This window comes from Flexivirga endophytica, assembly GCF_014640635.1.
Taxonomy (GTDB): domain Bacteria; phylum Actinomycetota; class Actinomycetes; order Actinomycetales; family Dermatophilaceae; genus Flexivirga; species Flexivirga endophytica.
This window is the reverse complement of the sequence record NZ_BMHI01000005.1, coordinates 339,637-365,191: the sequence shown is the minus strand read 5'-3', so window position 1 is coordinate 365,191 and position 25,555 is coordinate 339,637. Positions and strand designations below refer to the sequence as shown.

The following is a 25,555-nucleotide window of genomic DNA, read 5'->3' as shown; positions in this document are numbered from 1 at the left end:
CCGCTCCTGTCCGGTCAGCAATCGTAGGTCCGGTGACACGGATCCGCCTACGCTCCGCCGATCAGGAGTGGGACACCGAAACCACCGCAGGAGAAAGCTGGTCGGCCGCTGCCCGGCGGATCGCGGCACCGGCCGTGCCTGTCGCCGGTGATCTGTCCGGGGAGCCGAAGCGCTTCGTCGTGGATGGGGACCCGCGGATCACGCTCCGGCCGATGACGCACGGCGACCTGCGTGACGTGCAGCGCTGGCGGCAGGCGGAGCATGTCCAGCGCTGGTTCGGTCCGGCCCCGAGCCGGCAGGAGATCATCGACCGGTACGCGCCGCGGATCGACGGCAGCGAACCGACCCGGATGTCGGTCGTCGAGGCGATGGGTCGATCTGTCGGCTTCATCCAGGACTACCTGATCAAGGATCATCCCGGATATGCGCTCCTGACTCCCGATCCGGAGGCGATCGGCGGCGACTACCTGATCGGCGAACCAGCCTGGCTCGGCAGAGGTTTCGGTACCAAGCTGCTCTGGATCTGGCTGACCGGATTGCCGACTGCGTATGGCGAGGGCAGGACCGTGTTCGTCTCACCGGATCACCGCAACGGGGCGTCCTTGCGCATCCTGGCCAAGGCAGGTTTCGAGCAGGGCATCTGGTTCGACGAACCCCAGCGAGACGGCTCCGTGGCGACCCTGATCGGCTGCCATCTCGATCTCGCCGTGGTCGTCGGGCGCGGAGCCTGACGTCAGGCGAGCAGTCGATCCAACGACTCGACGAAACCGCCCCACATGATGGCCGTGTCCGCGGTCTCGTCGTGTGGAGCGGCGAAATCGGCTGTGTAGAGACAAATCTCGGCGAGGTCCCAAACGCGGCGGAAGTGGTCCAGCTCGTCCTGTGGGACGCTACGCCCGGTCAGCTCCCGGTAGTTGTCCTGCTCGGGCGCGCCACCGACCTGCCAGACGTCGCGCGCTGCTGGTGCGACGAGCGCGGTGTCCCAGTCGATGAGGTGCAGTCCGTCGTCACCGCTGATCAGATTGTCGCCGTGCGGCTCGCCGTGCGTCACGACCCACGTTCCTTGGTTCGCAAGCATTTTCGCCGCTTCCCTGTCATGTATGGCGAGCAGGTCGCCCAACCCACCGCGGTGCTCGCGTAGCAAGGAGCGAGCCCTCTCGCCATACGGACCGGGCCAGGTGGTGTCGATCTGCTGCAGCGCTGCCTCGAAACCGACGCGCCCCTGCACGACCAGGTCGGCCCTTCGGGCCGGCACCGTGGCGAGCGACGCGGCGTGCAGCCTCGCCAGCAGGGCGGTCGTCGCCGCGTGCGGCACGTCGTCGAGTGACGAAACCACCGTGCCGTCCAGCCATTCGTGGACGACGAGGGTATGGCCACCCGCCACCGTCTGCAGTAGTCCACCACTGGTATCGGGCCGCGGAGCGTGCACGAACTCCAGCCCCTGTGCTCTCAGCGCCGCCGCGGTGCCGAGCGCTGCAGCCAGCTGCGCCCCGTCCCGCACCACATCGACGGTGACGAAGAGCCATTCGGCCCCCGACCGCACCCGCCAGTGATGACTGCCGAATCCGACCGGCACATAAGCGATCTCGTCGACGTGCACTCCCCAACCCGACGCGACGCATTGTGCAACGTCGGCGTCGGAGACATCCGGAGGTGGGACTCGCATGCCGCCACGCTAGCCAGCGACTGGCGCCACGTCGCCCGAGTTTTCGGCGGAGCGCCTCAGACCACGGTCAGCGGCAACAGCTTCTTGCCGGTCGGGCCGATCTGGATCTCAGTGTTCATCTGCGGACACACGCCACAGTCGTAACAGGGCGTCCACCGGCAGTCGTCGAGCTCCTGCTCGTCGATCGCGTCCTGCCAGTCGTCCCAGAGCCAGTCCTTGTCCAGACCGGAGTCGAGGTGGTCCCACGGCAGCACTTCGTTCTCGTCGCGCTCGCGGGTGGTGTACCAGTCGACCGACACCGCTGAACCATCGAAAGCCGTTGCCGCGCAAGCCATCCAACGGTCGTAGCTGAAATGCTCGCTCCACCCGTCGAAGCGACCCCCGTCGCGCCATACGGCCTCGATGACTGCGCCCACCCGGCGGTCGCCGCGGCTGAGCAGTCCTTCGACGATGCCCGGCTTGCCGTCGTGGTAGCGCATGCCGATCGACGAACCCAGTCGGCGGTCGGACTTGATCTCCTCGCGCAGCTTCGCCAGCCGCGCGTCGGTCTCCTCGGCGCCGAGCTGCGCCGCCCACTGGAACGGCGTGTGTGGCTTCGGCACGAAACCGCCGATCGACACCGTGCATCGAATGTCCTTGCGGCCGCTGACCTTCCGGCCGGTCTCGATAACTCTCTTGGCGAGGTCAGCGATCTGCAGCACGTCCTCGTCGGTCTCGGTGGGCAGACCGCACATGAAGTAGAGCTTGACCTGCCGCCACCCGGCAGAGAACGCCGCCGCGACGGTGTTGATCAGATCGTCCTCGCTGACCATCTTGTTGATGACCTTGCGGATCCGCTCCGATCCGCCCTCCGGGGCGAACGTCAGGCCGGATCGCCGGCCGCCGCGCGTCAGCTCGTTGGCCAGGTCGATGTTGAAGGCGTCGACGCGGGTCGACGGAAGTGACAGTCCGGTCTGGCTGCCCTCGTAGCGGTCCGCGAGTCCCTTGGTGATGTCAGCGATCTCGGAGTGGTCAGCCGACGAGAGCGACAGCAGCCCGACCTCCTCGAATCCTGTTGCGTCCAGGCCCTTCTGGACCATCTCGCCGATGCCGGTGATCGACCGCTCGCGCACCGGGCGGGTGATCATGCCGGCCTGACAGAAGCGGCAGCCGCGGGTGCAGCCCCGGAAGATCTCCACCGACATGCGCTCGTGCACCGTCTCGGCCAGGGGCACCAGCGGTTGCTTCGGATAGGGCCAGGCGTCCAGGTCCATGACCGTGTGCTTCGAGACGCGCCACGGCACGCCGTGCGCCGTGGGCGACGGCGCGACCCGCTTGATCCGGCCGTCCGGCAGGTAGTCGACGTCGTAGAACGCGGGCACGTAGACCCCGCCCGTGCGCGCCAACCGCAACAACAGCTCATGTCGCCCGCCCGGTCGGCCCTCGGCCTTCCAGGCCTTGATGACGTCGGTGATCCGCAGCAGCGCTTCCTCACCGTCTCCCAGCACGGCCGCGTCGATGAAGTCGGCGACCGGCTCGGGGTTGAAGGCCGCGTGGCCGCCGACCAGCACGATCGGGTCCTCGTCGGTGCGGTCCGCGGCGTGCAGCGGCAGACCGGCCAGATCGATCGCGGTGAGCATGTTGGTGTAGCCGAGCTCGGTCGACATCGAGAAGCCGAAGACGTCGAAGTCACGCACCCGGCGGTGCCCGTCGACGGTGAACTGTGGAACGCCCGCCTCGCGCATGGCGGCTTCCATGTCGGACCACACCGAGTAGGACCGCTCGGCGATCGTGTCGGGGCGTTCGTTCAGGACCTCATAGAGGATCATCACGCCCTGGTTGGGCAGGCCGACCTCGTAGGCGTCGGGATACATCAGCGTCCAGCGGACGGTCTGCTCCTCGCCGCCGGCGCCGAAGCCGCCGCAGTCCCAGTCCTTGACGGTCGAGTTGAGCTCGCCACCGACGTACTGGATCGGCTTGCTGACCCGCTCCAGCAGCGGCTCGAGCCGGGGGAAGAGTGACTCACCTGCCATGCGGACCAGAGTATGGCGCCAGCTACTCGCAGGGAAACTTTGGGCGCCCAGTCCTCGCGTCGAGAGGCTCACATGAACGTCGAGCGGCTCAGAAAATCGGGCGATCAAGCTCGCTTCATCTGAGCCGCTCGGGCGCTATCCGAGCCTCTGCGAGTGAAGTGGCTCAGTCGTAGAGGTGGTCCAACTCGTCCTTGAACTTGCGGGTCACCACGGTGCGCTTGAGCTTCAGACTCGGGGTGATCTCACCCTCCTCGACCGTCAGGTCACGCGGCAGGATGATGAACTTCTTGATCTGCTCCCAGCGGTTCAGGCCGAGGTTGAGCTCGTCGACATACCCCTGCACCATCTCGCGGGCGGCGTCGGAGCACACGATCGTGTGGTAGTCGGCGCCTTCCATGCCGTTGACCGCGGCCCAATCCACGATGGCCTCCTCGTCGAGCGTGACGAGAGCCGACACGAACTTGCGGCCGTCGCCCTCGACCACGAACTGCGAGGCGTAGGGGCAGATGCCCTTGAAGGTCGCCTCGATCAGGCTCGGCGCGACGTATTTGCCGTTGGAGGTCTTGAACAGATCCTTCTTGCGATCGGTGATGCGCAGGTGCCCGGTCTCCAGCACCTCGCCGATGTCACCGGTGTGGAACCACCCGTCGACCAATGTCTCCGCGGTCACGTCGTCGAGCCCGCGGTAGCCCTGCATGACGCCGGGTCCCTTGATCAGGACCTCACCGTCGCCGGCGATCTTGACCTCGGTGCCCGGGATGGGCCAGCCGACGGTGCCGACGATATTGGCGTCCGGGCGGTTGACGCAGGAGGCCGCCGAGGTCTCGGTGAGGCCGTAGCCCTCGAGGATCGGCATACCCATGGCGTCGAACCAGCGCGCGACGTCCTGGTTGAGCGCCGCGGAGCCGGAGATGAAGAAGCGCACGCGTCCCCCGAAGCGTTCGCGGATCTTGGCCAGCACGACCTTGTTGCCGACGGCGTGCTGCGCGGCGAGCACGGGACTGACCTTGTCACCGGCGGCGCGTGCGGTCGCGACCTTGCGGGCGTTGCCGCTGGCCCAGTCGAACATCTTCGCCTTGGCGCCGCCCTCACCGGCCATCATCGTGGTGATGCGGCCGTAGACCTTCTCGAAGATGCGCGGCGCCGCGCCCATCCAGGTCGGTTGCACGGTCGGGAGGTTCTCGACGATCTTGTCGACGCGGCCGTCGATGGCGGTCGGGAAGCCGATCTGCAAGGGCAGGGTGAGCAGGATCTTGCCGAAGACGTGTGCGAGCGGCAGCCAGAGGTATTGGACGTCGTCCTCGCCCAGGATCCGGACCGAGTCGACGGCCGCAGCCTCGTAGGTCCACGCGTCGTGCGACAGCCGCACGCCCTTGGGCCGACCCGTGGTGCCGGAGGTGTAGATCAGCGTCGCCAGCGACTGCGGCGTCAGCTTCTCCATGCGCGCCTCGAGCAGGCCGTCGTGCTCAGCGAGGTGTGCCGCGCCGAGCTTCTCCAGCTCGTCCAGGCCGATCACCCAGTCGCCGTCGCCGTCGCCGTCGATCTGCACGACCTTGGTCACGGACGGTATGGCGTCACGACCGCCGCGCAGCTTGGCGACCTGCTCTTCGTTCTCGGCGAAGACCACGGTGCTGCCGGAGTCGGAGACGATGAAAAGAACCTCGTCGGCAGTGGTCGAGGGGTAGATCGTCGTCGTCGCCGCAGCGGCCAGCATGATGCCGAGGTCCGCGAGCGCCCACTCCAGGCGCGTCGCCGACGCGACCGCGACCCGGTCCTCGGGCGCGACGCCGAGCGAGACCAGGCCGCCCGCGATCCGCCGGGCGTGTTCGTCGACCTCGCTCCAGGTCATCGACTGCCATTGCTCCCCCACCGGATAGCGGAACGCCTCACGGGTCGGACTCTTGGCAACACGGTCCACGAACAGGTGGGCCACGGAGCGGGCACGGCCTTCGACCACCGTGAGATCGGGCTGCTCTTCGCTGAGGGACTTCGTCATGGGCCGGAGCCTACCCGTCAGTTCACTGTTTGGTCAGCCAGCGTCTCACTGGGTCCGACATATCTCCCGAGCCTGATCCACATCGCGATGCATCTGCGCGATGAGCGCGTCGATCGAGGTGAACTTGGTGTTGCCACGCAACCGGCGGACGAACTCGATCCGGATCGTTTCGTCGTAGAGATCGAGATCGTCCCGATCGAGCACGTAGGCCTCCACGGTGCGCTCGGGAACGTCGTCGAACGTCGGGTTGGTCCCGACCGAGATCGCTGCCGGCATCCGGTATTCGGGGTCATCGAGCGCGACGCCCTCACGGACCAGCCAGCCGACATACACGCCGTCGGCGGGGACCAGACCTTCCGGTTTGGGCCCGAGATTGGCCGTGGGGAATCCGAGCTCGCGGCCGCGCTGAAGCCCGCGCACGACGACGCCACGCACATCGTGCAGGTGGCCGAGCGCGCGGGCAGCCCTGTCCACGGCGCCTTCGGCGAGCGCCGAGCGGACGTCGGTGGAGGAGATGCGGTGTCCTTCGCCGACGTCCGGCATCACGTCAACGGTGAAGTCGTACTGCTTGCCGAGCTGGCGCAGCGTCGAGACGTCCCCGGCGTTCTTGGCGCCGAACCGGGTGTCGCCCCCCACCACGGCCTCGGCGACGTGCAGTCCGTTGACGAAGACGTCCCGCACGAACTCCTCCGGAGTCATGGCGGCGAGTTCCGGGGTGAAGTCCAGCACGAGGACGGCATCGAGGCCGGTCTCGGCCAGGCGCGCGAAGCGGGTGGCCGAGGATGCGATCAAGTGCGGTGCGCGCTCGGGGTGCAGGACCTGTAACGGGTGCGGATCGAACGTCACCGCGCAGGACCGGACGCCGCGAGCGCGGGCCCGCTCGACGACCTGGTGCAACAGTGCCGCATGCCCGCGGTGTACTCCGTCGAAATTACCGATGGTGACCACGCATTCACCGAAGTCGGCGGGGATCTCGGTCAGCTTCGAAAGGCGTAGCACGGACGCTTACTCTGCGCTCGCTGCGCCAGTCGCAAGCTCCTTGCGACGCGAGCGCATCCCAAGCGGTCCGTGGCTGTGTTGAATTGACTTCACCGCGCAACTTTAACGCGCCGGTAGTTCCTCCTCCGACAGGCGCAGGAACCGCCACGCAGCGACCGCGAGCAACCACGTCACGAGGAACACCCCGACGATGACGAATCCGACTCCGTCCAGGTCGATCGAGCCGATGGCGGCGACGGGCCCGTCGGTCCAGGAGAAGCGTTCGGAGATCACCGAGCACAGCTCGATCGAACCGATCACCAGTGCCACGAAGACCGACAGCCAGGTGACGGTCGCGTTGTAGTAGAGCCTGCGCAGCGGCTTGGCGAACGCCCAGCGGTAGGCCTTGGCCATGAAGACGCCGTCGGCCGCATCGAGCAGGCTCATCCCCGCGGCGAACAGCACCGGCAGCGTGAGTATGGCGTACCACGGCAGCGAGACAGCGGCGCCGCCGGCGAGGACCAGCAGGCTGACCTCGGTCGCGGTGTCGAAGCCGAGGCCGAAGAGGAAGCCGATCGGATACATGTTCCACGGCTTGGTCACCGACTTGGTCAGGCCGCCGAGGATCCGGTTGACGAAGCCACGCGAGTTGAGGTGGTGCTCCAGCGCCTCCTCGTCGAAATGGCCCTGCCGGGCCCGGCGCCATACGCGGATGATGCCGATGAACGCGATCAGGTTGAGGATGCCGATGATCCAAAGGAACAGGCCTGACACGGTGACACCGATGACACCGGTGACTGCGTGCAGCGTGGAGCCGTCGTTCTCGACCGAGCCGGCGAGCGCCTTCATCCCGAGGGCGAGCAGGAAGCAGAGCCCGAAGACGACGCTGGAGTGGCCGAGGGAGAACCAGAAGCCGACCGACATCGGCCGTTTGCCGTCGGAGAGCAACTTGCGGGTCGTGTTGTCGATGGCGGCGATGTGGTCGGCGTCGAAGGCGTGCCGCATGCCGAGGGTGTATGCCGTCACACCAAGGCCGATGCCGAAGGCCTGCGCGTGCGCTGTGTCGGCCCCGAGCTCGAAGTGCTGCGGCGCGACCACGAACAGCAGGGTGCCCCAACCGAGCACGTGCAGCGCGAGCACCGCGGCCGACATACCGAGGACCGAGCGGCGTTCTGCCGGAGTGAAATCGGCGAGGAACGCGCGGGCGCGGTCGACCTTGGAGGTCCGCTGTGCGGTGACGGTAGCCATGATCCGCCGAGCATATCGACAAAGCGCGACGACGTCGCATGTGGAGCAGAAGACTGTCCGAACGATCAGGGGCGCCGGCCCGATCGGTGGGGTTCCTCAGGCCGGAAAGACCACCCGCGAGACGGGCACCGGGCCGCTCTCGTCGAGCATCGCCACCAATTCGCCGGATTCGGTGATCGCGGCGGACAACTCCACCGGATCCGCCCGCCGGGTGAGCCGCTTGCCGTGGCGCAGGTCGACGGCCTCCTCGGCACTGATGCGACGCACCGGGAACTGGGCGGCGGCCGCCTCGCCCATGCCGATTACCGGCAACGGATCGTCCCGGTCGGCCCGCGCGGCGAGCTCGTCCAGCGCCGTACAGTCCTCGATGCCGAACCGACCGACGCGGGTCCGCCGCAGCGCGGTGAGGTGGCCGCCGATGCCGAGTGCCTCACCCAGGTCCCGCGCCAAGGCCCGGACGTAGGTCCCCGACGACACCTCGACCTCGATGTCGATGTCCCGCAACGTGCCTGTGTCGGAAGGGATCTCACGCTCGTCGAGGACGTCGAAGCGACTCACCCGCACCGGTCGAGGCTGCAGCTTCACATCGTCTCCCCCGCGCACCTTGGCGTAGGAGCGGACCCCATCCACCTTGATGGCGCTGACCGAGCTGGGCACCTGCTCGATGTCGCCGGTGAGTCGTCCGACGGCAGACGCGACCTGCTCCGGTGTCAGCCCGGCGGCGTCATACGAGGCGGTGACCTCGCCCTCGGCGTCGTCGGTGACGGTGGACTGCCCCAGCCGGATCGTGGCCGTGTAGGTCTTGTCGCACCCGACCAGGAAGGTCAGCAGCTTGGTCGCCTTGTTGATGCCGAGCACCAGCACGCCGGTCGCCATCGGGTCCAGCGTGCCCGCGTGACCGACCCGGCGGGTGTGTGCCAGCCGCCGGCTGCGGGCCACGACATCGTGGCTGGTCCAGCCGGCTGGTTTGTCGACCAGCAGCAGGCCGTCTGCGGTCATGCCGGGTCCCCGCGAAGTATGCGGAGGAGCGAAGCGGGGGAGAAACTTCGTGGGGTGCTCACTCTTCGTCGGCTGCGTCGGCGGGCTTCTTGTAGGGATCCGCGTCGCCGGCGTATGACGCGGCGGACTTGCTCCGGGCCAGCTCCTCGTCGCGCTCACGTGCCGCCTTGAGCGCATCCTCGATGTTCGCGGCGCCTTCCGGGATCGCGTCGGGGATGAACTCCAGCGAAGGAGTCAACCGGATGCCGAGCCCCTTGCCTACGTGTGAGCGGATGCGTCCGCGCCAGTCTTCAAGCGCCTCAGCGGTGTTCGCGCGCTCCTCGTCGGAGCCGAACACGGTGTAGAAGATCGACGCGTGCTGCAGGTCACCGGTGACACGGACGTCGGTGATCGTCACGAAACCGAGGCGCTCGTCCTTGACCCGGCGCTCGACGAAGTCGGCGACAAGGGTCTTGGTGCGCTCGGCGATCTTGCGGGCGCGTGCCGGGTCAGCCATCTCAGCCTCCAGGTGGTTTCGGGTTTCGGGTTCGGGAGCAACGCACCACCCTACGTTCACCCTTCCTTGCGGGCCACGATCAGGTCACGGTCTATCGAGGCGTCGACCCGGTGGCGGAACTCGTCGGCCGGTCCGCCGACCGGGGTCAGCCCGTGCGCGCCGAGCAGCGCGGCCAGCTCCTCGCGCGGTGCGACATGCCGGTTGTAGGACAGCCCGACGGCCCCGCCGGTGCGCAGCAGCCGCTGCCACTGGGGCAGTGCGTCGTCGAGCAGCGAGAGCGGACTCCGTGCGAGCCGGTCGCCGTGCGAGCCGTGCTGCACGCCGTATGGCGTGTCGGTCACGACCACGTCGACGCTGCGCGGCTTCATGAGCCCGTCGATGTCGGTGGTGTCGGTCGACAGGTAGGTGACGTGCTGTGTATCGCCCGCCTTGTAGGCGTCCTTGGAGGCCGCGACCTCGACACGTAACTGCTTGCCGCGGCTGCGCCCGCTGGTACGCAAGCTGGAGTCGTCGGCCGAGTGCTTCAGCCGGTGCTGACGCATCCAGGTCTTGATGAACGCCGAATAGGCCTGGAAGTCCTTGGTGTCCAGTTCGATGCCGGTGACGTCGAGGCCGAGTGACAACGCGATGTTGAGGGTGGTGCCGCGTCCGCACATCGGGTCCAGCACGTGCAGGGTGCCATCGAGCAGGCGCTCGGGCGAGCGCGCAGCGGCAGCCGTCACGTTGAGCAGCAGCCGGGTCCACTGCTCGTTGGTCTTGCCCTGATATTTCTGGATCGTCACCAGATCGCCCGGGTATGGCGCGCGCCGCTGCACCGGGACCGGGGCGAGCAGGTCGCCCTCCCGGCGGAAGATCGCGTGGGCGGCGGACAGCTCCGACAGAACCCGGGTGTCCAGGTCGGTCAGTTCACTCCCGGTGTGCAACGCCAGATAGTCGACACCCGCGACCCGGGTCGCCGACACGTCGGGATCCAACAGGCCGAAACCCATGGCCATGGTGCGGAGTTCGGCTTCGGCCAGGCGCGGAGCGTCCGCGGCATACACACGGTTGGCGGAAGGTGCGAGCAGGATGAGGTGATCGGGCACGCGTCAACGCTAGCTGCACCCACCGCGGCTAATCGGTGCCGGAGTGCACGCGGTCGCGGTAGGCGCCGGGAGACTCCCCCACCAGCGCGGCGAAGTCGCGCCCCATGTGCGCCTGGTCGAACCAACCCAACTCGACGGCCAGCTCGGCGAGTGTGTCGTAGTCACTTGCGTTCAGTCGCGCGATGGCCGTGTGCACCCGAGCACGGGCGACCAGCCATTGCGGTCCGACGCCGATGTAGTGGCGACAGAGGCGTTGCAGCGACCGCAGCTTCAGCCCGCAACGGTCGGCGAGCTCCGCCGCGGACATCGCCGGCGCGGAGTCCTCCAGCGTGGCGATGACCCGGCCGACCGTGTCGAGCTCGGCATGGTCGCCGGTGGCTCGCGCCAGCAGGAACGCGTCGAGCCGGTCCAGCGCATCGGGCCGGTCCGGGGTCAGACCGAGCAACGCGTCGGCCCCGGCGAGAACAGCGGTCGCCGGTCGCACCCGGTCGCGCAGGTCGGCTGCCTCGATGCCGGTCAGTGCGGTCAGCGCCCCGGGGCGGAACTTCGCACCGACGACGCCGCCGGTCCCCGTCAGAGTGACGTCGAAACGGCTGCGGCTGACGACCCCGGTGACGAACACGCCGGGGCCGTCCGCGCCGGCGCGATCGGAGCCCGCGGTCTCCACGGTGAGATTGGCCTGCGCCACGGGCACCAGCGATGAGCGGTATGACGCTCCCGCTGGCAGTTGCCACTGCACCGTCCAGTAGTGCTCGACCCACGGCTCCAGCGCAGGGTGGCACGCCGGCCTGGTCAACGTCGCGTGCTCGGCGAAGCTCCGTGGATCCAAGATCACCCCGTCACTTGTCGCGATTGTCCTATGCGGCATACCCGGCAGCTTAGAAGGATGGGCGGACAGACCCATCAACGATTTCGAGGAGCCACAGATGACCGACACCACCACGCCGACCATCTCCATCGGCATGGTCACCATCGATTGCGACGACGCCGCCGCGATGGCCACGTTCTACAGCGCGGCGCTCGGCTGGGACATCACGGCCCAGGGCGACGGTTACGCGATGTTGCAGCACGGGGACCAGCGGATCGGCTTCGGCGCGACACCCGACTATCAGCGACCGTCGTGGCCGGACGACGGGCACAAGCAGTTCCACCTGGATCTCGCGGCCGAGGACGTCGAGGCGGCCGTGGCGCGCTGCGTCGAGCTCGGCGCCACCAAGCCGGAGCAGCAGCCCGGTGAGACCTGGACGGTGCTGCTGGACCCAGCGGGTCATCCCTTCTGCATCACCAATCTCGCGAACTGGGGCTGAGCCAGTCGCTCAGCCCGCGGCCGGGGTCGTGATCACCAGCACGGCCTCGGCCGGGCCGCCGATCGCGGCATACGAATGCTTCCGGTTGCTGGTCCAGGTGGTCGATTCCCCCGCCCGCACCAGGAGCGACGTCGTCATACGCACCCGTATGGCGCCGCCCGTCACCACCAGATGCTCGGTGACCTGCCGCCCGTGTGCCGGTGACGTATGGCGAGCACCCGCAGGGAAGTCGAGGCGGAAGACCTCGACCGTCGTGCCGTCCGGCCGACGGCGCAGGTCGAGCAGCACGGTGCGCATCCCGCCCGCGGCCGCGGCCCGCGAACCTTCGACCTCACCGACCAAGGCGGACAACGGCACACCCAGCGGACCGCAGATCGCGTAGAGCGTCTCGATCGTCGGGTTGCGTTCTCCTGCTTCGAGTTGCGACAGCGTGGCCTTGCCGATGCCTGCATCGCGGGCCAGTGCGGACAGGCTGATCCCGCGGCGCTCCCGTGCTTCCCGGATGCGTGCGCCGACCGCCGCCGACGTCTCGCCTGCGCTCATGTGGTGGACCCTCGTCGCGGTGACAGGTCGTCGGCGCTAGCGTTCTGCAAACAGAACGTTTCGCGAACGGAACAGCACATGCTCGACACTCTACCCGCGCAACGCAGCGACTCCGCAACCCCGGTCATCGCCGGAATCGTCTGTGCGCTCGTGGGATTCACCAGCTCCTTCGCCGTCGTGCTCACCGGCCTGCGCGCTGTGGGTGCCAGCCCTGCGCAAGCGGCTTCAGGCCTGCTCGCGGTGACGATGCTGCAAGGCCTCGCCGCGATAGCCCTGGCAACACGTTTCCGGATCCCCATCACCATTGCCTGGTCCACGCCTGGCGCGGCACTGCTCGCGGGGTCCGGTGCAGTGTCGGGAGGTTGGCCGGCGGCGACCGGTGCCTTCGCCATCACGGGAATCCTCATCGTCGCGACCGGGCTCTGGTCGGGATTGGCCGACCTGATCGCGCGCATCCCGACGACCATCGCGCAGGCGATGCTGGCCGGCGTGCTGCTGCCGTTGTGCCTGGAGCCCGTGCGCGCCGTCGCCATACATCCGTGGGACGTGCTGCCGGTGATCCTCGTCTGGCTCGTCCTCGTGCGCATCGCACCCCGGTGGGCCGTGCCGGGCGCCTTCCTCGCGGCGAGCATCGTGATCGGCGTCGAACTTGCCCGCACCGGAACGTCGTTCGGCGATCACCGGATGCTGCCCGCACTCGCGCTGGTCGCGCCACAACTGTCGGTGCAGGCCGTGCTCGGCATCGCTCTCCCTCTCTACGTCGTCACGATGGCCTCACAGAACATTCCCGGCGTCGCGGTGATCCGCGGCTTCGGCTACACCGTGCCGTGGCGCCCCAGCATGCTGGTCACCGGCGCCGGTACGGTGCTCGGCGCTCCAGCGGGTGGTCACACGATCAATCTGGCGGCGATCAGCGCCGCATTGGCCGCGGGGCCAGATGCCGGACCGGACACCACTCGTCGATGGTTGGCAGCAACCTCCAGCGGCATCACCTACCTCGCGCTCGGCCTCTCCTCCGCCGCGCTCACCACGCTGGTGACGCTGGCACCGTCCGGGGTCATCGAGACCGTCGCCGGGCTCGCACTGCTCGGGGCGTTGAGCGGCGCTCTGCAGGGTGCGCTGGGCGGGCGAGGACCCGGAAACGCCGGGGTCGCAGAGACGACGGCGGCGGTCCTCACCCTGGTCGTGGCCGCCTCGGGCACGACCATCGGCGGCATCGAAGCCGCTTTCTGGGCGCTGCTGGCGGGACTGGCGGCCCGCTGGTGGTTGCTGCGCGGCGTCGCTCGTCCCACGGGCCACTGAACCGGCGGTCCGGCTCGTAGGGTGGAGACATGCTTGCCGCGTATGCCGCCCGACTCGACCGCAACGATCCGCTCAGTGCACTCGAGGTGGGCGAGCGGCCCGATCCGGAGGTGCCGGACGGCTGGGCGCGCGTGCACCTGCGCGCGGCGGCCCTCAACCGGCACGACCTGTGGTCCCTGCAGGGGGTCGGGCTCGGCGAGGACAAGCTACCGATGGTTCTCGGCTGCGACGGCGCAGGCGTCACCGACGACGGTCGCGAGGTGATCCTGCACAGCGTCATACCGAGCCCCGGGTGGTCGGGCGACGAGACACTCGACCCGCGCCGGACACTCCTGTCCGAGCTGTATGACGGCACACTCGCCGAGCAGGTCGTCGTCCCGACCAACCACCTGGTGCCCAAGCCGGACGGGATGTCCTGGGAGCTGGCGGGCTGCTTGTCCACGGCGTGGCTCACGGCATACCGGATGCTGTTCAGCAATGCCGGCGTCTCCCCCGGCGACACGGTGCTGGTGCAGGGCGCCGGCGGTGGCGTTTCCACCGCGCTGGTGCAGCTCGGATCCGCCGCGGGGCTACGGATGTGGGTGACGTCGCGCGACGAGGCACGCGGCGCCCAGGCCGTCGAGCTCGGCGCGGACCGCGCGTTCGCCAGTGGCGAGCGGTTGCCGGAGCGGGTCAACGCCGTGATGGAGTCGGTGGGTGCGGCGACCTGGAGCCACTCGGTCAACTCGCTCAACCCCGGCGGCACGATCGTCATCTGCGGAGCGACCTCCGGGGACGCACCGGAGAAGGCCGAGCTGACCAAGATCTTCTTCAAGCAGCTGCGGGTGATCGGTTCGACCATGGGGTCGTTGCCCGAAATGCGTCGACTCGTCGATTTCGTTGCACGGGAAGGCATCTCGCCCGTCATTGATCAGACGCTGCCGCTCGGGCAGGCGCGGGCCGCGTTCGAGCGGCTCGCTGCCGGCGACAGCTTCGGCAAGATCGTCCTGACGACGGGCGACTGACCGCTCAGGCGCCGTCGGCCGGACCGCGGCCCAATTGTCTTGCGGCGTCTGCGAGTAGCTCGACGACCCGGACGCCGAAGTCGAGTCCGAGCGGGTGCTCACGTCCCTCGGACGCTGCGGACGCGAGCTCGTCGGCCGCCGTCGCGAGGGCCAGCGGCGCGGAGGTCGACCGGGGCGGCGCGGCGCTGATGCCCGACTCACCCCACATGCGTATCCCCCAGGTGTATGCCGCAGGCGGCCCCCAGAGGGCGATGGTCGCCGTGCTCACCGCGCCCGTCTCATGGGTCAGTGTCAGGTGCACGGCATCGCCGACGCCCGCTACCGCCACGACGGCGTCGACCGGTCCGAGCGCCGGGACGAGCGTGCCGAGCAGATGCGGTCCGAGATCCCAGAGCGCGCCCTCCCGCTGTCGCCACGGCGAGTCCTTGTAGGGACTCTCCGGCCGCTGGTTGGCCGCGATCCACTCGGTCCACGATCCGCGCCACTGATCCTCGGCGGCCAATTCGGCCAGCCAGGAACGCGTTTCGGGCGTGTATCGCGCGGTGAAGAACACCACCGACCGTGACCCGGATGCCTTTGCGGCAGCCCGCAGCTCTCGTGCGACTTCCGCGTCAAGTGCGACCGGCTTGTCCAGCAGCAGGTGCTTGCCGGCGCGCGCCGCGTCGAGTGCCAATGGTGCCTGCACGTCGGGCGGCACGGCATACGACACGGCCTCGACAGCGTCGAGCAATGCGTCATGACTCGAAAATGCTTCGACGCCAAGGATTTCCGCTGCCTCTGCTGCCTTTGCCGGGTCGCGTCCCCACAGTCCGACCAACTCGTTGCTCGATGCCTGTATGCCGGGCCCGTGTGTCTCGCGTGCCCAATAGCCGGTGCCGACCAGTCCGAATCGCATACCCACAGCCTGGCATACGGCCTGGCGATCGACCGGCATACCAATGCATTGAGCGGCACACCGATTCGGGCTGAACCGGTGTGCCGCTCAATGCGTGCGTATGCCGCTCAATCAGAGCAGCCTTGCATCAGTCGCGGGGCTTCTCGCGCATCTCGTATGTCGCGATCAGGTCGCCCAACTGCAGGTCGTTGTAGGACCCGAGGTTGATACCGCACTCGAAGCCCTCGCGGACCTCGGTGACGTCGTCCTTGAAGCGCCGCAGACCGGCGACCTCGACGTTCTCGGACACGACCTTCCCGTCGCGGGTGATCCGCGCCTTCGAGCCACGCTTGATCTCGCCGGACCGGACGATCGAACCGGCGATGTTGCCGAACTTGCTGGACCGGAAGATCTCGCGGATCTCCGCAGTGCCGAGCTCGACCTCTTCGTACTCCGGCTTGAGCATGCCCTTCAGCGCCTGCTCGATCTCCTCGATGGCCTGGTAGATCACCGAGTAGTAGCGGATCTCGACGCCCTCCTTGTCGGCATACTCGGCGTTCTGACCCTCGGCTCGCACGTTGAAGCCGATGATCACCGCATCCGAGGCGACCGCAAGGTTGATGTTGTTCATCGTGATGGCGCCGACGCCACGGTCGATGATCCGCAGGTCCACGTCGTCGCCGACATCGATCTGCAGCAGCGCGTCCTCGAGAGCTTCGACCGAACCGGACACGTCACCCTTGAGGATGAGGTTGAGGGTCTCGATCTTGCCGGCCTCGAGCTGCTCGTTGAGGTCCTCCAGGCTGATCCGCTTGCGAACCTTCGCCAGCGCGGCCTGCCGGTCGGCAGCCTCACGCTTCTCGGCGATCTGCCGGGCGGTGCGGTCGTCCGGGGCCACCACGAAGGTGTCACCCGCACGCGGCACCGACGCCAGACCGGTCACCTGTACCGGACGTGACGGCGTCGCCTCGTAGACGTTGTTGCCGTGCTCGTCGAGCATGGCGCGGACACGTCCGTGCGCGGTGCCGGCCACGATGCCGTCACCGACCCGCAGCGTGCCCTGCTGCACCAACACCGTTGCGACTGAACCGCGTCCGCGGTCCAGGTTGGCCTCGATCGCGACGCCCTGGGCGGGGCGGTCCGGGTTGGCACGCAGGTCCAGCGCCGCATCCGCGGTCAGCAGCACAGCCTCGAGCAGCCCGTCGATGTTCGCGGCCTGCTTGGCCGAGACCTCGACGAACATCGTGTCGCCGCCGTACTCCTCGGCGATGAGGTTGTATTCGGTCAACTGCTGACGGACCTTGTCGGGGTTGGCACCGTCGACGTCGATCTTGTTGACCGCGACCACGATCGGCAGACCGGCGGCCTGTGCGTGGTTGAGCGCCTCCACCGTCTGCGGCATGACGCCGTCGTCGGCGGCCACGACCAGGATCGCGATGTCGGTGACCTTCGCACCACGAGCACGCATGGCGGTGAATGCCTCGTGACCCGGGGTGTCGATGAAGGTGATCGCGCGGTCGTTGCCCTCGTGCTCCACATGCACCTGGTAAGCACCGATGTGCTGCGTGATGCCGCCGGCCTCACCGGACTGCACGTCCGCGTGACGAACGGCGTCCAGCAACCGGGTCTTACCGTGGTCGACGTGACCCATGACGGTCACGACCGGCGGACGCGGCTTGAGGTCGTCATCCTCTTCCTCGGCCTCGAGGTCGATGTTGAAGGAGTCGAACAGCTCCTTCTCCTCCTCCTCCGGCGAGACGATCTGGATGTTGTAGCCGAGCTCGGAGCCGAGCAGCGCAAAGGTGTCCTCGTCCAGCGACTGGGTGGCCGTGGCCATCTCGCCGAGGTGGAAGAGCACCGTCACCAGCGACGCCGGGTTGGCGTCGATGCGGTCGGCGAAGTCGGTCAGCGACGCACCGCGACGCATCCGGACCACGGTCGAACCGTCACCGCGCGGAACAGTCACACCGCCGACGGACGGCGCCTGCATCTGCTCGAACTCTTGACGCTTCGCGCGCTTCGACTTGCGACCGCGGACCTTTCCGCCGCCTCGACCGAACGCACCCTGCGTGCCGCCGCGGCCACCTGGGCCACGACCGCCACCAGGACGGAAGCCACCACCGCGAGCACCGCCGGGTCCACCACCGGGACCGCCACGGCCACGGGCCGGACGCTCACCGGGGCGGACCGCTGCGCGGTCGGGCATCATGCCCGGGTTGGGGCGAGGTGCACCAGCACCTCCGGGACGCGGAGCGGCCGCCGGACGTGCACCGGCAGCACCGGTGCCACCGGGACGCGGAGCGCCCGGACGCGGGCCAGCGGCGCCGCCCGCACCGCCACGGCCGGAGGCCGGACGCGGCATGCCCTGGCTGGGCGCGAACGGGTTGTTGCCCGGACGAGCCGGGCCACCCGAGCGCATGCCCTGGCTCGAGGAGAACGGGTTGTTGCCCGGGCGCGGGGCGCCCGGACGCGGAGCGCCTCCGCGGCCACCACCGGAACGCTGCGAACCCTGCTGACGCTCCGGTCGCGGACCGGGAGCGGCCGGACGCGGACCTGAGGCACGCGCCGCCGGAGCTGCCGGCGCGGAAGCTGCCGGGGCGGAAGCTGCCGGGGTCTCCGGCTTGGCGGCCGGTGCCGGAGCAGGGGTCGCCTTCTCGGGTGCCGGAGCCGGTGTTGCCGCCGGAGCCTCGGGTGCCGGCTTGGGGGCAGCCTTCGGACCGGGCTTGGGACCCGGCTGCGGGGCAGCCTTCGGGGCCGGCGCCGTGGGCGCCGTCGTCGTGGTCGAGCTCGACTTCTCGGCGGTCGGCGGCGTGGGAGTCGCCTTCTTGGCCGGAGTCTTCTTCTCGGTCGCTCCATCGTCGGCACCTGCGCCGGCGGGAGGATTTTCCTTGATCTTGCGCACTACCGGAGCCTCGATGGTCGAGCTCGCCGTCTTGACGAACTCGCCCTGCTCCTTGAGGTAGGCAAGCAGATCCTTGCTTGGCATTCCGAGCTCTTTCGCGAGCTCGTGAACCCGAACCTTAGCCACACTTCTCCTTGTCGGATTGCGGCGGTCCGGGTCGGCCGGCCAAGTCAGCCGGGCAGCACGAACCGCCAGTTTGGGTGCTTCATCGCTGAGTACTCATCGGGTGCTCATCAGCGTCAAAACCCGCCTTCGGTCGTTGTTGCCAGCGCGGACGTCACCGTCCACGTGTCACAGTTCACTCGTCATACGGGATGTATGACGGGCTTCATCGCCCGGCGATCCACTCCCTGACCGGCGTGAGGTCCACCGCGTGGGTGATCCGTAACGCACGGGGAAATGCTCGCCGCTGGTCCGCCTTGTCGAGACAGTCCGGCCGGGGATGCAGCCAGGCCCCGCGGCCCGGCAAACGGCCACCTCCATCGGGCACGAGCAGCGAAACATCCGTCTGCGCTGCGTCATTCCCGACGAGTGCGACCACCCGTAGCAATGCTGATCGTTCGTCGCGAGTCCGACATCCCACACAGGTCCGCAGCCCGGCATGCCGGGTTGCGGTGACAGGTGGGGTGCGGCGGCCTCGCGTGCGACCGCTCACCATCAGCCTACCGCAGTCAGTCGGTTACCCCGGCATCGCCGGGGGCGTCGGTGTCCGGTCGGATGTCGATACGCCAGCCGGTGAGCTTCGCGGCGAGGCGGGCGTTCTGGCCCTCCTTGCCGATCGCGAGGCTCAACTGGAAGTCCGGCACGACGACGCGAGCCGACCGCGCACGGTCGTCGATGATGTCGACCGACTCCACCCGGGACGGGGACAACGCCGCGGCGATGAACTGCGCGGGGTCCTCGGAGAAGTCGACGATGTCGATCTTCTCGCCCCGCAGCTCGGTCATCACTGCGCGCACGCGCGAGCCCATCGGGCCGATGCAGGCGCCCTTTGCGTTGACCCCCTGCTGCTTGCCGTGGACCGCGATCTTGCTGCGATGCCCCGCCTCGCGCGCCAGCGCCGAGATCTCGACGGTGCCGTCGGCGATCTCGGGCACCTCGAGCGCGAAGAGCTTGCGGACCAGGTTGGGGTGCTTGCGCGAGAGCATGATCTGCGGTCCCTTGGGTCCGCGCTTGACGCTCACGACATAGGCACGCAGCCGCTCACCATGGACGTAGCGCTCCCCCGGAACCTGCTCGGCCGACGGCAACAGCCCCTCGACGGTGCCGAAGTCGACGTGCACCGCGTGCGGGTCACTGGACTGCTGGATGACGCCGGCGACGATGTCGCCCTCGCGGCCGCGGAAGTCGCCGAGGATCGCCTCGTCCTCCACATCACGCATCCGCTGCACGATGACCTGGCGGGCCGTCGCCGCGGCGACGCGTCCGAAGTCGCTCGGGGTGTCGTCGAACTCGGGTCCGGGCTCGCCGCGATTGCCCTCCTCGTCGACCGGAGCATCCTCGCGCGCCCAGACGACGACGTGACCGGATTTGCGGTCCAACTCCACGCGCGCATTGCGGTAGGTGCCGTCCTCCCGGTGATACGCCGTCAGCAGTGCCTGCTCGATGGCGGGCACGATCACGTCCATCGGGATGTCCCGCTCGCGCTCCAATGCGCGCAACGCGGCCATGTCGATGTCCATCAGTGGTCCTCTCCGGTGGTGTCGCTGCTGCGATTGAACTCGACCTGCACGGCGCCGTGCAGGCCGTCGTCATACGAGAAGGCCTGCTCGCTGGTGGCGCCCTTCTTACCGGTCACCGTCAATGTGAAACCGGCGTCGTCAGCGCGGGTGATCCGGCCGGTGACCGGCTCGGCGTCGGGCACCGAGAGTTCGATCAGCCGGCCGACGTTGCGCCGGAAGTGCCGCGGCAGCGTCAGCGGACGGTCGGTGCCCGGTGAGCTGACCTCGAGAACATAGGCGTGCTCCCCCATCGCGTCCGTCTCGTCGAGCCGGTCGCTGACCAACCGGGTCACGTCGGCGACCTGATCGAGGTCCAGTGGCGGGACCGCGGCGGTGGGATCCGTATCGGCGGGCAGGTCGCGATCGACCAGCACGCGCACCAAGCGCCGCTTGCCCGCGGGCATAACGGTGACGTCTTCGACCAGCAGGTCCAACGGCGCGAGGACCTCGGCGAGATCTGCGGAGATACGGTCCGTCCGGGCGGATTGCTTCTCGCTCATTCCTGACGCGCTCCTGCTGTTCTCGAGTGGAGTGATCACCCTACCGTGCGCCGAGAGCGCTCCCGGGCGAGCGCGACACGCGCCCGGCCCTTGCGACAGCGGGCGCCATACCCAATACTGAACCTTATGGTTCAGCAAATGGCGGATGTGTTCGCCGCGCTCGGGCACCCGACCCGCATGCGGGTCATGACCGAGTGCGGACGGGCCGTGCGGTCCACGTCGCAGCTGCAACGCTCCTGCGCGCCGATCAGCCTCCCCGGGATGCGCAAGCACCTGCAAGTGCTGGAGGACGCCGGCCTGCTGCGGCGGACGAAGGTCGGCCGCACCGTGTGGTGTTCGGCTGTCCCCGGCTCCACCGACGCGGCAGCGGACTATCTGCTGCGTTTGCAGTCCTTCTGGACCGATCAGCTCGATTCGTTGGCCAACAGTCTGGAGAAGTGATGCCCGAGTTCTCGTTGCACCGTCATGTTGCCGTCGCGCCCGATGTCGTATGGCGTGCCTGGACCACCCGGGAGGGCCTCGCGTCGTGGTGGTGGCCGCAGTTGCCGGACACGACATACGAGATAGATCCGCAGGTGGGCGGGCACTATCTCTTCGAGTCGAAGGCGGCGGGCTTCGGTGTGCGCGGCGAATTCACCGTCGTGAACGCGCCGCTCCGGCTGGAGATGACCTGGCACTGGATCGGTGGAGACACCCAGGAGGTCCCCGACCGCGTGCAGGTCGAGTTGCAGCCGGACGGGGACGGGACGTCGGTCACCGTCACGCACCGGATCGATCGGCCGGACGACACCGGCGCGGGACTGCGACAGGGCTGGGGCGACGTGCTCGACCGACTGGCCAGGCTGGGCGATTAGGTCAGACGCCGGTCGGCGCCAGACCTCGATCGCGCAGGATCTTGCGCTCGATCGGAGCGAAGACACCGAGTTCGACGACGACGCCGACCAGCAGGATCAGCACCATGACCGCGATCACGGTGGGCATGTCGCTGAGGTTGCGCCCGTTCTGCATGACCTGACCGAGACCGACACCGAGCTCCGGACTATTCACGATCAGCTCGGCCGCCATCAGCGAACGCCACGAGAACGCCCACCCCTGCTTGAGGCCGGTCAGGTACGTGGGCAGTGCCGCGGGCACCAGCACGTGGCGGACGAGCGACAGGCCGCGCGCACCGAGCACCGTTCCCGCACGACGCAGGATCGGTGGGGTCTGGTCCAGCCCACCGATCAGGCCGTTCGCGATGGACGGCACCGCACCGAGCAGGATCACGAAGTACATCGCCGACGGGCTCAGCCCGACCAGCAGCACCGCGAAGGGCACCCACGCCACCGACGGCATCGACTGCAGCGCCGAGAGGATCGGCCGGAATCCCTTGCGCAGGAACGCGATCTGACTGACCAGCAGGCCGAGCGCCGTCCCGATCACCAGGGCCAGCAGGAAGCCGACGACACCCCGCCGCAGGCTGGTCCAGGTTGCGTCCCAGGCCGTCCCGTCGGTCACCATCTGCCACAACTGGTGCCAGACGGTGGACGGCGACGGTATGACGTACTCCGGTTTGATCGCGAGTGCCCACACGGCCTGCCAGATGCCGATGAACGCGGCGACCACCACGAGCGGCGCGACGATCGCGACCGGATCGATGCGGCGACGCGGCGGCCGGTTGTCCTCCAGTGCGTCCAGTCCGTCGCTGATCCGCGCGAAGTCCTCCTTGGCGCGGTCGTCCTCACGCACCGGCATGGCGGCTGATCTCCGTTCGCAGTGAGCTGGTGATGTCCGCGGCGAGCTCCATCACCGAAACGTCCTCCAGCGACCGTGAACTCGGCAGGTCGACGTTCCACGTGCGCAGGACCCGCCCCGGGCGCGAGGAGAGCAGCACGACCCGCTGGCCGAGCCGGACCGCCTCACGCACGTTGTGTGTCACGAAGACGACGCTGAGGTCGGTGTCCTGCCACAGTTGCATCAACTCCTCGTGCAACACGTCGCGGGTGATCGCGTCGAGAGCGGCGAAGGGCTCGTCCATCAACAGCAGCCGCGAACCTTGGGCAAGACTGCGCGCCAACGCGATCCGCTGGCGCTGGCCACCGGACAGCTCGTGCACCCGCCGCTCGCCGGCCGACCCCAGCCGCACCAGGTCGAGCAGTTCCTGACAGCGGTCCGCACGCTCGGCGGCCGGGGTCCTGCCGAGCTTCAGCGCGAGCTCGATGTTGCCTCGCGCTGTCAGCCACGGAAAGAGCGCCGACTCCTGGAACATCAGGGCAGGGCGCTCCACGGCTCGCACCGTTCCCGAGGTGGGTTCGTCCAGACCGGCGATCAGCTGCAGCAGGGTGGATTTCCCGCAGCCGGATGCGCCGACGACGGTGACGAACTCTCCGGGCGCGACGTCCAGGTCGACACCGTCGAGCGCGGTCACCACCTGGTCGCGTTGCCGGAACTCCTTGCGGACGCCGCGGATCTCCACGCGGGCTCGCGAGGACTCCTGCCGCTCGGGACGTTCGAGTGTCAGTATGCTCGTCATTTCGACTCCTGACCTAGTCCTGCGTCCGAAACAGTCTGCAAGTCTTGGCTTTTCAGCACACTGTTGAGGATCGAGAGGTCGTAGATGCCCTTCAGGTCGGTCTTCTTCAGCAGCCCGACCGACTCAGCGTGCTCCGCGGTGCCTTGCAACGACGCGGCATACGGATTCCAGCCGGGGGTGAGGTTCTTCAGCGCCGCTGCCGTCACGCCGGCCGGCAACGCCTTGCCGTTCAGCTTGGTGAGCGCGGCGTCGAGTTGCTTGGCGGATCCGCTGGGGTCCTGCTTGATCCGTTGCACCGTCTTGATCTGACCGGCCACCAGTGCACGGACGGTCTGCGGGTGCTCGGCCAGGAATTTGGTCGAGACGAGCAGGTTCGTGGTGACGAACCGGCCCTTCGGCCACCGGCTCTTCTCGTCGACCAGGACCTTCCCGCCGCCCTGCTTCACCAGCCGGGTGGCCCATGGCTCGGGCAACCAGGCGCCGTCGATCCGGCCCTGCCGGAAGAGTTGGAGACTCTGCGAGTTGTCCTGCGCCACGACACTGACGTTCTTGGCGCCGCTCTTGTTGACCGTGAAGCCTTCCTGCTTCAGGAAGTACTTCAGGGCGACGTCCTGGGTGTTGGCCAATTGCGGTGAGGCGATGGTCTTTCCGGCCAGCTGGCTGACGGAGTGGATCCCCGGCTTGACCACCAGGGCGGCACCACCGGAAGCGCCGCCGGCGACGATCCGCACGTCCTTGCCGCCGGTCTTGGCGAAAGCGTTGATCGCGGGGTTCGGGCCGAGATAGACCGCGTCGACCGATCCACCCAGCAGAGCCTCGGTCGCGGCCGGCCCGGCATTGAAGGTCTGGGTGGTCAGCTTGGTCTTCCCGAGCTCCTTGGCGAATTCGCCGTCGGCGACCCCCAGCACGGGCACCGCATGGGTGACGTTGGGGAAATAGCCGAGGCGCAACTGGGACGCAGCAGTCCCTGCCCCGCTCGTCGCCGGCGCCGACTTGTCTGCGGCGTCCGCTCTCCGTGAGCAGCCGCTGAGCGACGCGATCGCGAGCGCAGCGATGACTGGCACGGTGAGCACGCCCACCTTGCGACTGGATTTCATGTCATGAGTCCTAGTGGTTGAAGGGGATTCAGCGCGCGAGTGCGCCGAGTTCGGAGCCGGTCAATCCAGCTGCGAGGGTGGCGCCGGTGTCCGGATCGATCACGACGAAGGCACCGGTCGCGCGCTGTTGTGCGTAGTCGTCGACTGCAACCGGTTCGGCGAGCTGGATCCGGATCCGGCCGATGTCGTTGAGCTGCAATGGATCTGTGCTGTCCTGCCACTGCAGGTCGTCCACGTGCCAGACGGCGTGCGGCGCTGCGAGCAACGCACGTGTCGTCCGGGTGCCGACCTTCACGAGGACCCGTTGCCGGGGAGTCGGAGGGCGCTCGTCGAGCCAGGTCAGGACGGAGTCGAGCTCGCGCGTCGTGCGGATCGGTTGTGCCGTGGTCAGCACTTCGCCCCGCCCGACGTCGAGCTCGTCGGCCAGTCGGATGGTGACGGACTCGCCGGTAGTAGCAGCTTCCTGCTCGCCCCTCACTCCGTCGATCCCGACGATCGTGGAGTTGCGGCCGCTCGGGAATGCCGTGACGGTCTCACCGACCCGAACGGTGCCGGAGGCGACACGACCGGCCAGGCCCCGGTAGTCCGGGTGCTCGGTGGTCCGGGGGCGGATCACCAGCTGCACCGGCAACCGGAACGGCTCGCTGTCGGCGTTGGCGCGAGCGGGCAGCGTCTCGAGCACTTCCAGCAGCGGCAGTCCGGCATACCAGTCAGGCCCCGGCGACGCGACGTTCTCGCCGGTCAGTGCGCTGATCGGGATGATGTGGGTCGTCTCCAGACCGACGCGTTCCGCGACCGCTCGCACGTCGTCGGCGACCACGGCGAAACGCTCCTCGGACCAGTCCACCGCGTCCATCTTGTTGATCGCGAAGACCACCTGCGGGACCCGCAGCAAGGACAGCACCGCTGCGTGTCGACGTGTCTGCGCGGAGACGCCGTTGCGTACGTCGACCAGCACCACCGCGGCCTCCGCGGTCGATGCCCCGGTCACCGTGTTGCGGGTGTACTGCACATGCCCCGGGGTGTCCGCGAGGACGAAATTCCTTCGTGGCGTTGCGAAGTAGCGATAGGCGACATCGATGGTGATGCCCTGCTCACGTTCGGCTCGCAGGCCGTCGGTCAGCAGCGCGAAGTCGAACTCCGTCGCACCGCGCCCCTGGCTCGCGTGCAATGTCGCCTCGAACTGGTCCGCGAGGATCGACTTGGTGTCGTGCAGCAGGCGGCCGACCAGGGTCGACTTGCCGTCGTCGACGGATCCGGCGATCACCAGGCGTAGCTGGTCCCGCTCGGTGATTGTGGTTTCGGTGGTCATG

The 25,555-nt window shown here is 68.3% G+C and carries 25 protein-coding genes; 6 read left to right on the top strand and 19 right to left on the bottom strand.

The window, feature by feature from the left end:
- The first annotated feature begins 32 nt into the window (after positions 1-32).
- The gene (locus tag IEX71_RS17010) at positions 33-731 is read left to right on the top strand and encodes a GNAT family N-acetyltransferase (protein WP_188838224.1); all 699 of its coding nucleotides are present in this window, start codon (positions 33-35) and stop codon (positions 729-731) included.
- 2 nt (positions 732-733) lie between these two features.
- On the opposite strand, the gene IEX71_RS17005 is transcribed toward IEX71_RS17010, so the two are convergent.
- From IEX71_RS17005 to IEX71_RS16965, 9 genes are all read right to left on the bottom strand, one after another.
- A complete protein-coding gene (locus IEX71_RS17005) occupies positions 734-1,666 on the bottom strand; it encodes a phosphotransferase (RefSeq protein ID WP_188838223.1) in 933 nt (310 codons plus the stop codon).
- A gap of 56 nt (positions 1,667-1,722) precedes the next feature.
- Positions 1,723-3,678 carry a TIGR03960 family B12-binding radical SAM protein gene (locus tag IEX71_RS17000; protein ID WP_188838222.1) on the bottom strand — a complete coding sequence of 652 codons (1,956 nt, stop codon included), beginning with the start codon at positions 3,676-3,678 and terminating at the stop codon, positions 1,723-1,725.
- 163 nt (positions 3,679-3,841) lie between these two features.
- Positions 3,842-5,674 (bottom strand): AMP-dependent synthetase/ligase, encoded by a 1,833-nt coding sequence (locus IEX71_RS16995; RefSeq protein ID WP_188838221.1) that lies wholly within the window; start codon positions 5,672-5,674, stop codon positions 3,842-3,844.
- 45 nt (positions 5,675-5,719) lie between these two features.
- Positions 5,720-6,673 carry a bifunctional riboflavin kinase/FAD synthetase gene (locus IEX71_RS16990; RefSeq protein ID WP_188838220.1) on the bottom strand — a complete coding sequence of 318 codons (954 nt, stop codon included), beginning with the start codon at positions 6,671-6,673 and terminating at the stop codon, positions 5,720-5,722.
- A 102-nt stretch (positions 6,674-6,775) separates the two neighbouring features.
- Positions 6,776-7,900 carry a Nickel transporter NicT gene (nicT, locus tag IEX71_RS16985; protein ID WP_195826151.1) on the bottom strand — a complete coding sequence of 375 codons (1,125 nt, stop codon included), beginning with the start codon at positions 7,898-7,900 and terminating at the stop codon, positions 6,776-6,778.
- A gap of 96 nt (positions 7,901-7,996) precedes the next feature.
- Positions 7,997-8,899 carry a tRNA pseudouridine(55) synthase TruB gene (gene truB / locus IEX71_RS16980; RefSeq protein WP_188838219.1) on the bottom strand — a complete coding sequence of 301 codons (903 nt, stop codon included), beginning with the start codon at positions 8,897-8,899 and terminating at the stop codon, positions 7,997-7,999.
- 58 nt (positions 8,900-8,957) lie between these two features.
- On the bottom strand, positions 8,958-9,395 hold the full coding sequence (rbfA, locus tag IEX71_RS16975) for a 30S ribosome-binding factor RbfA (RefSeq protein WP_188838218.1): 438 nt from the start codon (positions 9,393-9,395) through the stop codon (positions 8,958-8,960).
- 56 nt (positions 9,396-9,451) lie between these two features.
- Positions 9,452-10,480: a TRM11 family SAM-dependent methyltransferase gene (locus IEX71_RS16970; RefSeq protein ID WP_188838217.1), complete on the bottom strand. Its 1,029-nt coding sequence runs from the start codon at positions 10,478-10,480 to the stop codon at positions 9,452-9,454.
- Positions 10,481-10,508: 28 nt separating this feature from the next.
- Positions 10,509-11,348, bottom strand: coding sequence for an AraC family transcriptional regulator (locus tag IEX71_RS16965; RefSeq protein ID WP_188838216.1), 840 nt, complete (start codon positions 11,346-11,348; stop codon positions 10,509-10,511).
- A gap of 58 nt (positions 11,349-11,406) precedes the next feature.
- On the opposite strand from IEX71_RS16965, the gene IEX71_RS16960 reads away from it, so the two are divergent.
- Positions 11,407-11,787 carry a VOC family protein gene (locus IEX71_RS16960; protein WP_188838215.1) on the top strand — a complete coding sequence of 127 codons (381 nt, stop codon included), beginning with the start codon at positions 11,407-11,409 and terminating at the stop codon, positions 11,785-11,787.
- A gap of 9 nt (positions 11,788-11,796) precedes the next feature.
- On the opposite strand, the gene IEX71_RS16955 is transcribed toward IEX71_RS16960, so the two are convergent.
- On the bottom strand, positions 11,797-12,330 hold the full coding sequence (locus IEX71_RS16955) for an XRE family transcriptional regulator (protein ID WP_188838214.1): 534 nt from the start codon (positions 12,328-12,330) through the stop codon (positions 11,797-11,799).
- Between the two features lie 78 nt (positions 12,331-12,408).
- Here IEX71_RS16955 and IEX71_RS16950 point away from each other — a divergent pair, with 78 nt between their 5' ends.
- A complete protein-coding gene (locus IEX71_RS16950; protein WP_188838213.1) occupies positions 12,409-13,632 on the top strand; it encodes a benzoate/H(+) symporter BenE family transporter in 1,224 nt (407 codons plus the stop codon).
- A gap of 29 nt (positions 13,633-13,661) precedes the next feature.
- Positions 13,662-14,636, top strand: a complete 975-nt coding sequence (locus IEX71_RS16945) for a zinc-binding dehydrogenase (RefSeq protein ID WP_188838212.1) — start codon at positions 13,662-13,664, stop codon at positions 14,634-14,636.
- 4 nt (positions 14,637-14,640) lie between these two features.
- On the opposite strand, the gene IEX71_RS16940 is transcribed toward IEX71_RS16945, so the two are convergent.
- The 5 genes from IEX71_RS16940 to rimP all read right to left on the bottom strand — a co-directional run bounded on the left by IEX71_RS16940 (position 14,641) and on the right by rimP (position 20,633).
- A complete protein-coding gene (locus IEX71_RS16940) occupies positions 14,641-15,531 on the bottom strand; it encodes a Gfo/Idh/MocA family protein (RefSeq protein ID WP_188838211.1) in 891 nt (296 codons plus the stop codon).
- 127 nt (positions 15,532-15,658) lie between these two features.
- Entirely contained in the window at positions 15,659-18,538 is a 2,880-nt protein-coding gene (gene infB / locus IEX71_RS16935) for a translation initiation factor IF-2 (RefSeq protein ID WP_188838210.1), read from the bottom strand.
- Between the two features lie 202 nt (positions 18,539-18,740).
- Positions 18,741-19,070 (bottom strand): YlxR family protein, encoded by a 330-nt coding sequence (locus IEX71_RS16930; protein WP_188838209.1) that lies wholly within the window; start codon positions 19,068-19,070, stop codon positions 18,741-18,743.
- A 13-nt stretch (positions 19,071-19,083) separates the two neighbouring features.
- Positions 19,084-20,094, bottom strand: a complete 1,011-nt coding sequence (nusA, locus tag IEX71_RS16925; protein ID WP_188838208.1) for a transcription termination factor NusA — start codon at positions 20,092-20,094, stop codon at positions 19,084-19,086.
- Entirely contained in the window at positions 20,094-20,633 is a 540-nt protein-coding gene (gene rimP, locus IEX71_RS16920; RefSeq protein ID WP_188838207.1) for a ribosome maturation factor RimP, read from the bottom strand. The genes nusA and rimP overlap by 1 nt, the downstream gene beginning before the upstream one ends.
- Before the next feature lie 138 nt (positions 20,634-20,771).
- On the opposite strand from rimP, the gene IEX71_RS16915 reads away from it, so the two are divergent.
- A complete protein-coding gene (locus IEX71_RS16915) occupies positions 20,772-21,074 on the top strand; it encodes an ArsR/SmtB family transcription factor (RefSeq protein WP_188838206.1) in 303 nt (100 codons plus the stop codon).
- The gene (locus IEX71_RS16910) at positions 21,074-21,487 is read left to right on the top strand and encodes an SRPBCC family protein (RefSeq protein ID WP_188838205.1); all 414 of its coding nucleotides are present in this window, start codon (positions 21,074-21,076) and stop codon (positions 21,485-21,487) included. The genes IEX71_RS16915 and IEX71_RS16910 overlap by 1 nt, the downstream gene beginning before the upstream one ends.
- Position 21,488: 1 nt before the next feature.
- Here the strand turns inward: IEX71_RS16910 and IEX71_RS16905 are convergent, their stop codons facing one another.
- From IEX71_RS16905 to IEX71_RS16890, 4 genes are read right to left on the bottom strand one after another with little or no spacing between them, the layout of a single operon-like run.
- Positions 21,489-22,367 (bottom strand): ABC transporter permease, encoded by an 879-nt coding sequence (locus tag IEX71_RS16905; protein ID WP_188838204.1) that lies wholly within the window; start codon positions 22,365-22,367, stop codon positions 21,489-21,491.
- Positions 22,354-23,145, bottom strand: coding sequence for an ABC transporter ATP-binding protein (locus IEX71_RS16900; protein ID WP_188838203.1), 792 nt, complete (start codon positions 23,143-23,145; stop codon positions 22,354-22,356). The genes IEX71_RS16905 and IEX71_RS16900 overlap by 14 nt, the downstream gene beginning before the upstream one ends.
- Complete coding sequence (locus IEX71_RS16895; protein ID WP_188838202.1) at positions 23,142-24,242, bottom strand: ABC transporter substrate-binding protein; 1,101 nt, start codon at positions 24,240-24,242, stop codon at positions 23,142-23,144. Before IEX71_RS16895 ends, IEX71_RS16900 begins: the two co-directional genes overlap by 4 nt.
- A 28-nt stretch (positions 24,243-24,270) precedes the next feature.
- On the bottom strand, positions 24,271-25,554 hold the full coding sequence (locus IEX71_RS16890) for a sulfate adenylyltransferase subunit 1 (protein WP_188838201.1): 1,284 nt from the start codon (positions 25,552-25,554) through the stop codon (positions 24,271-24,273).
- Position 25,555: the final 1 nt, after the last annotated feature.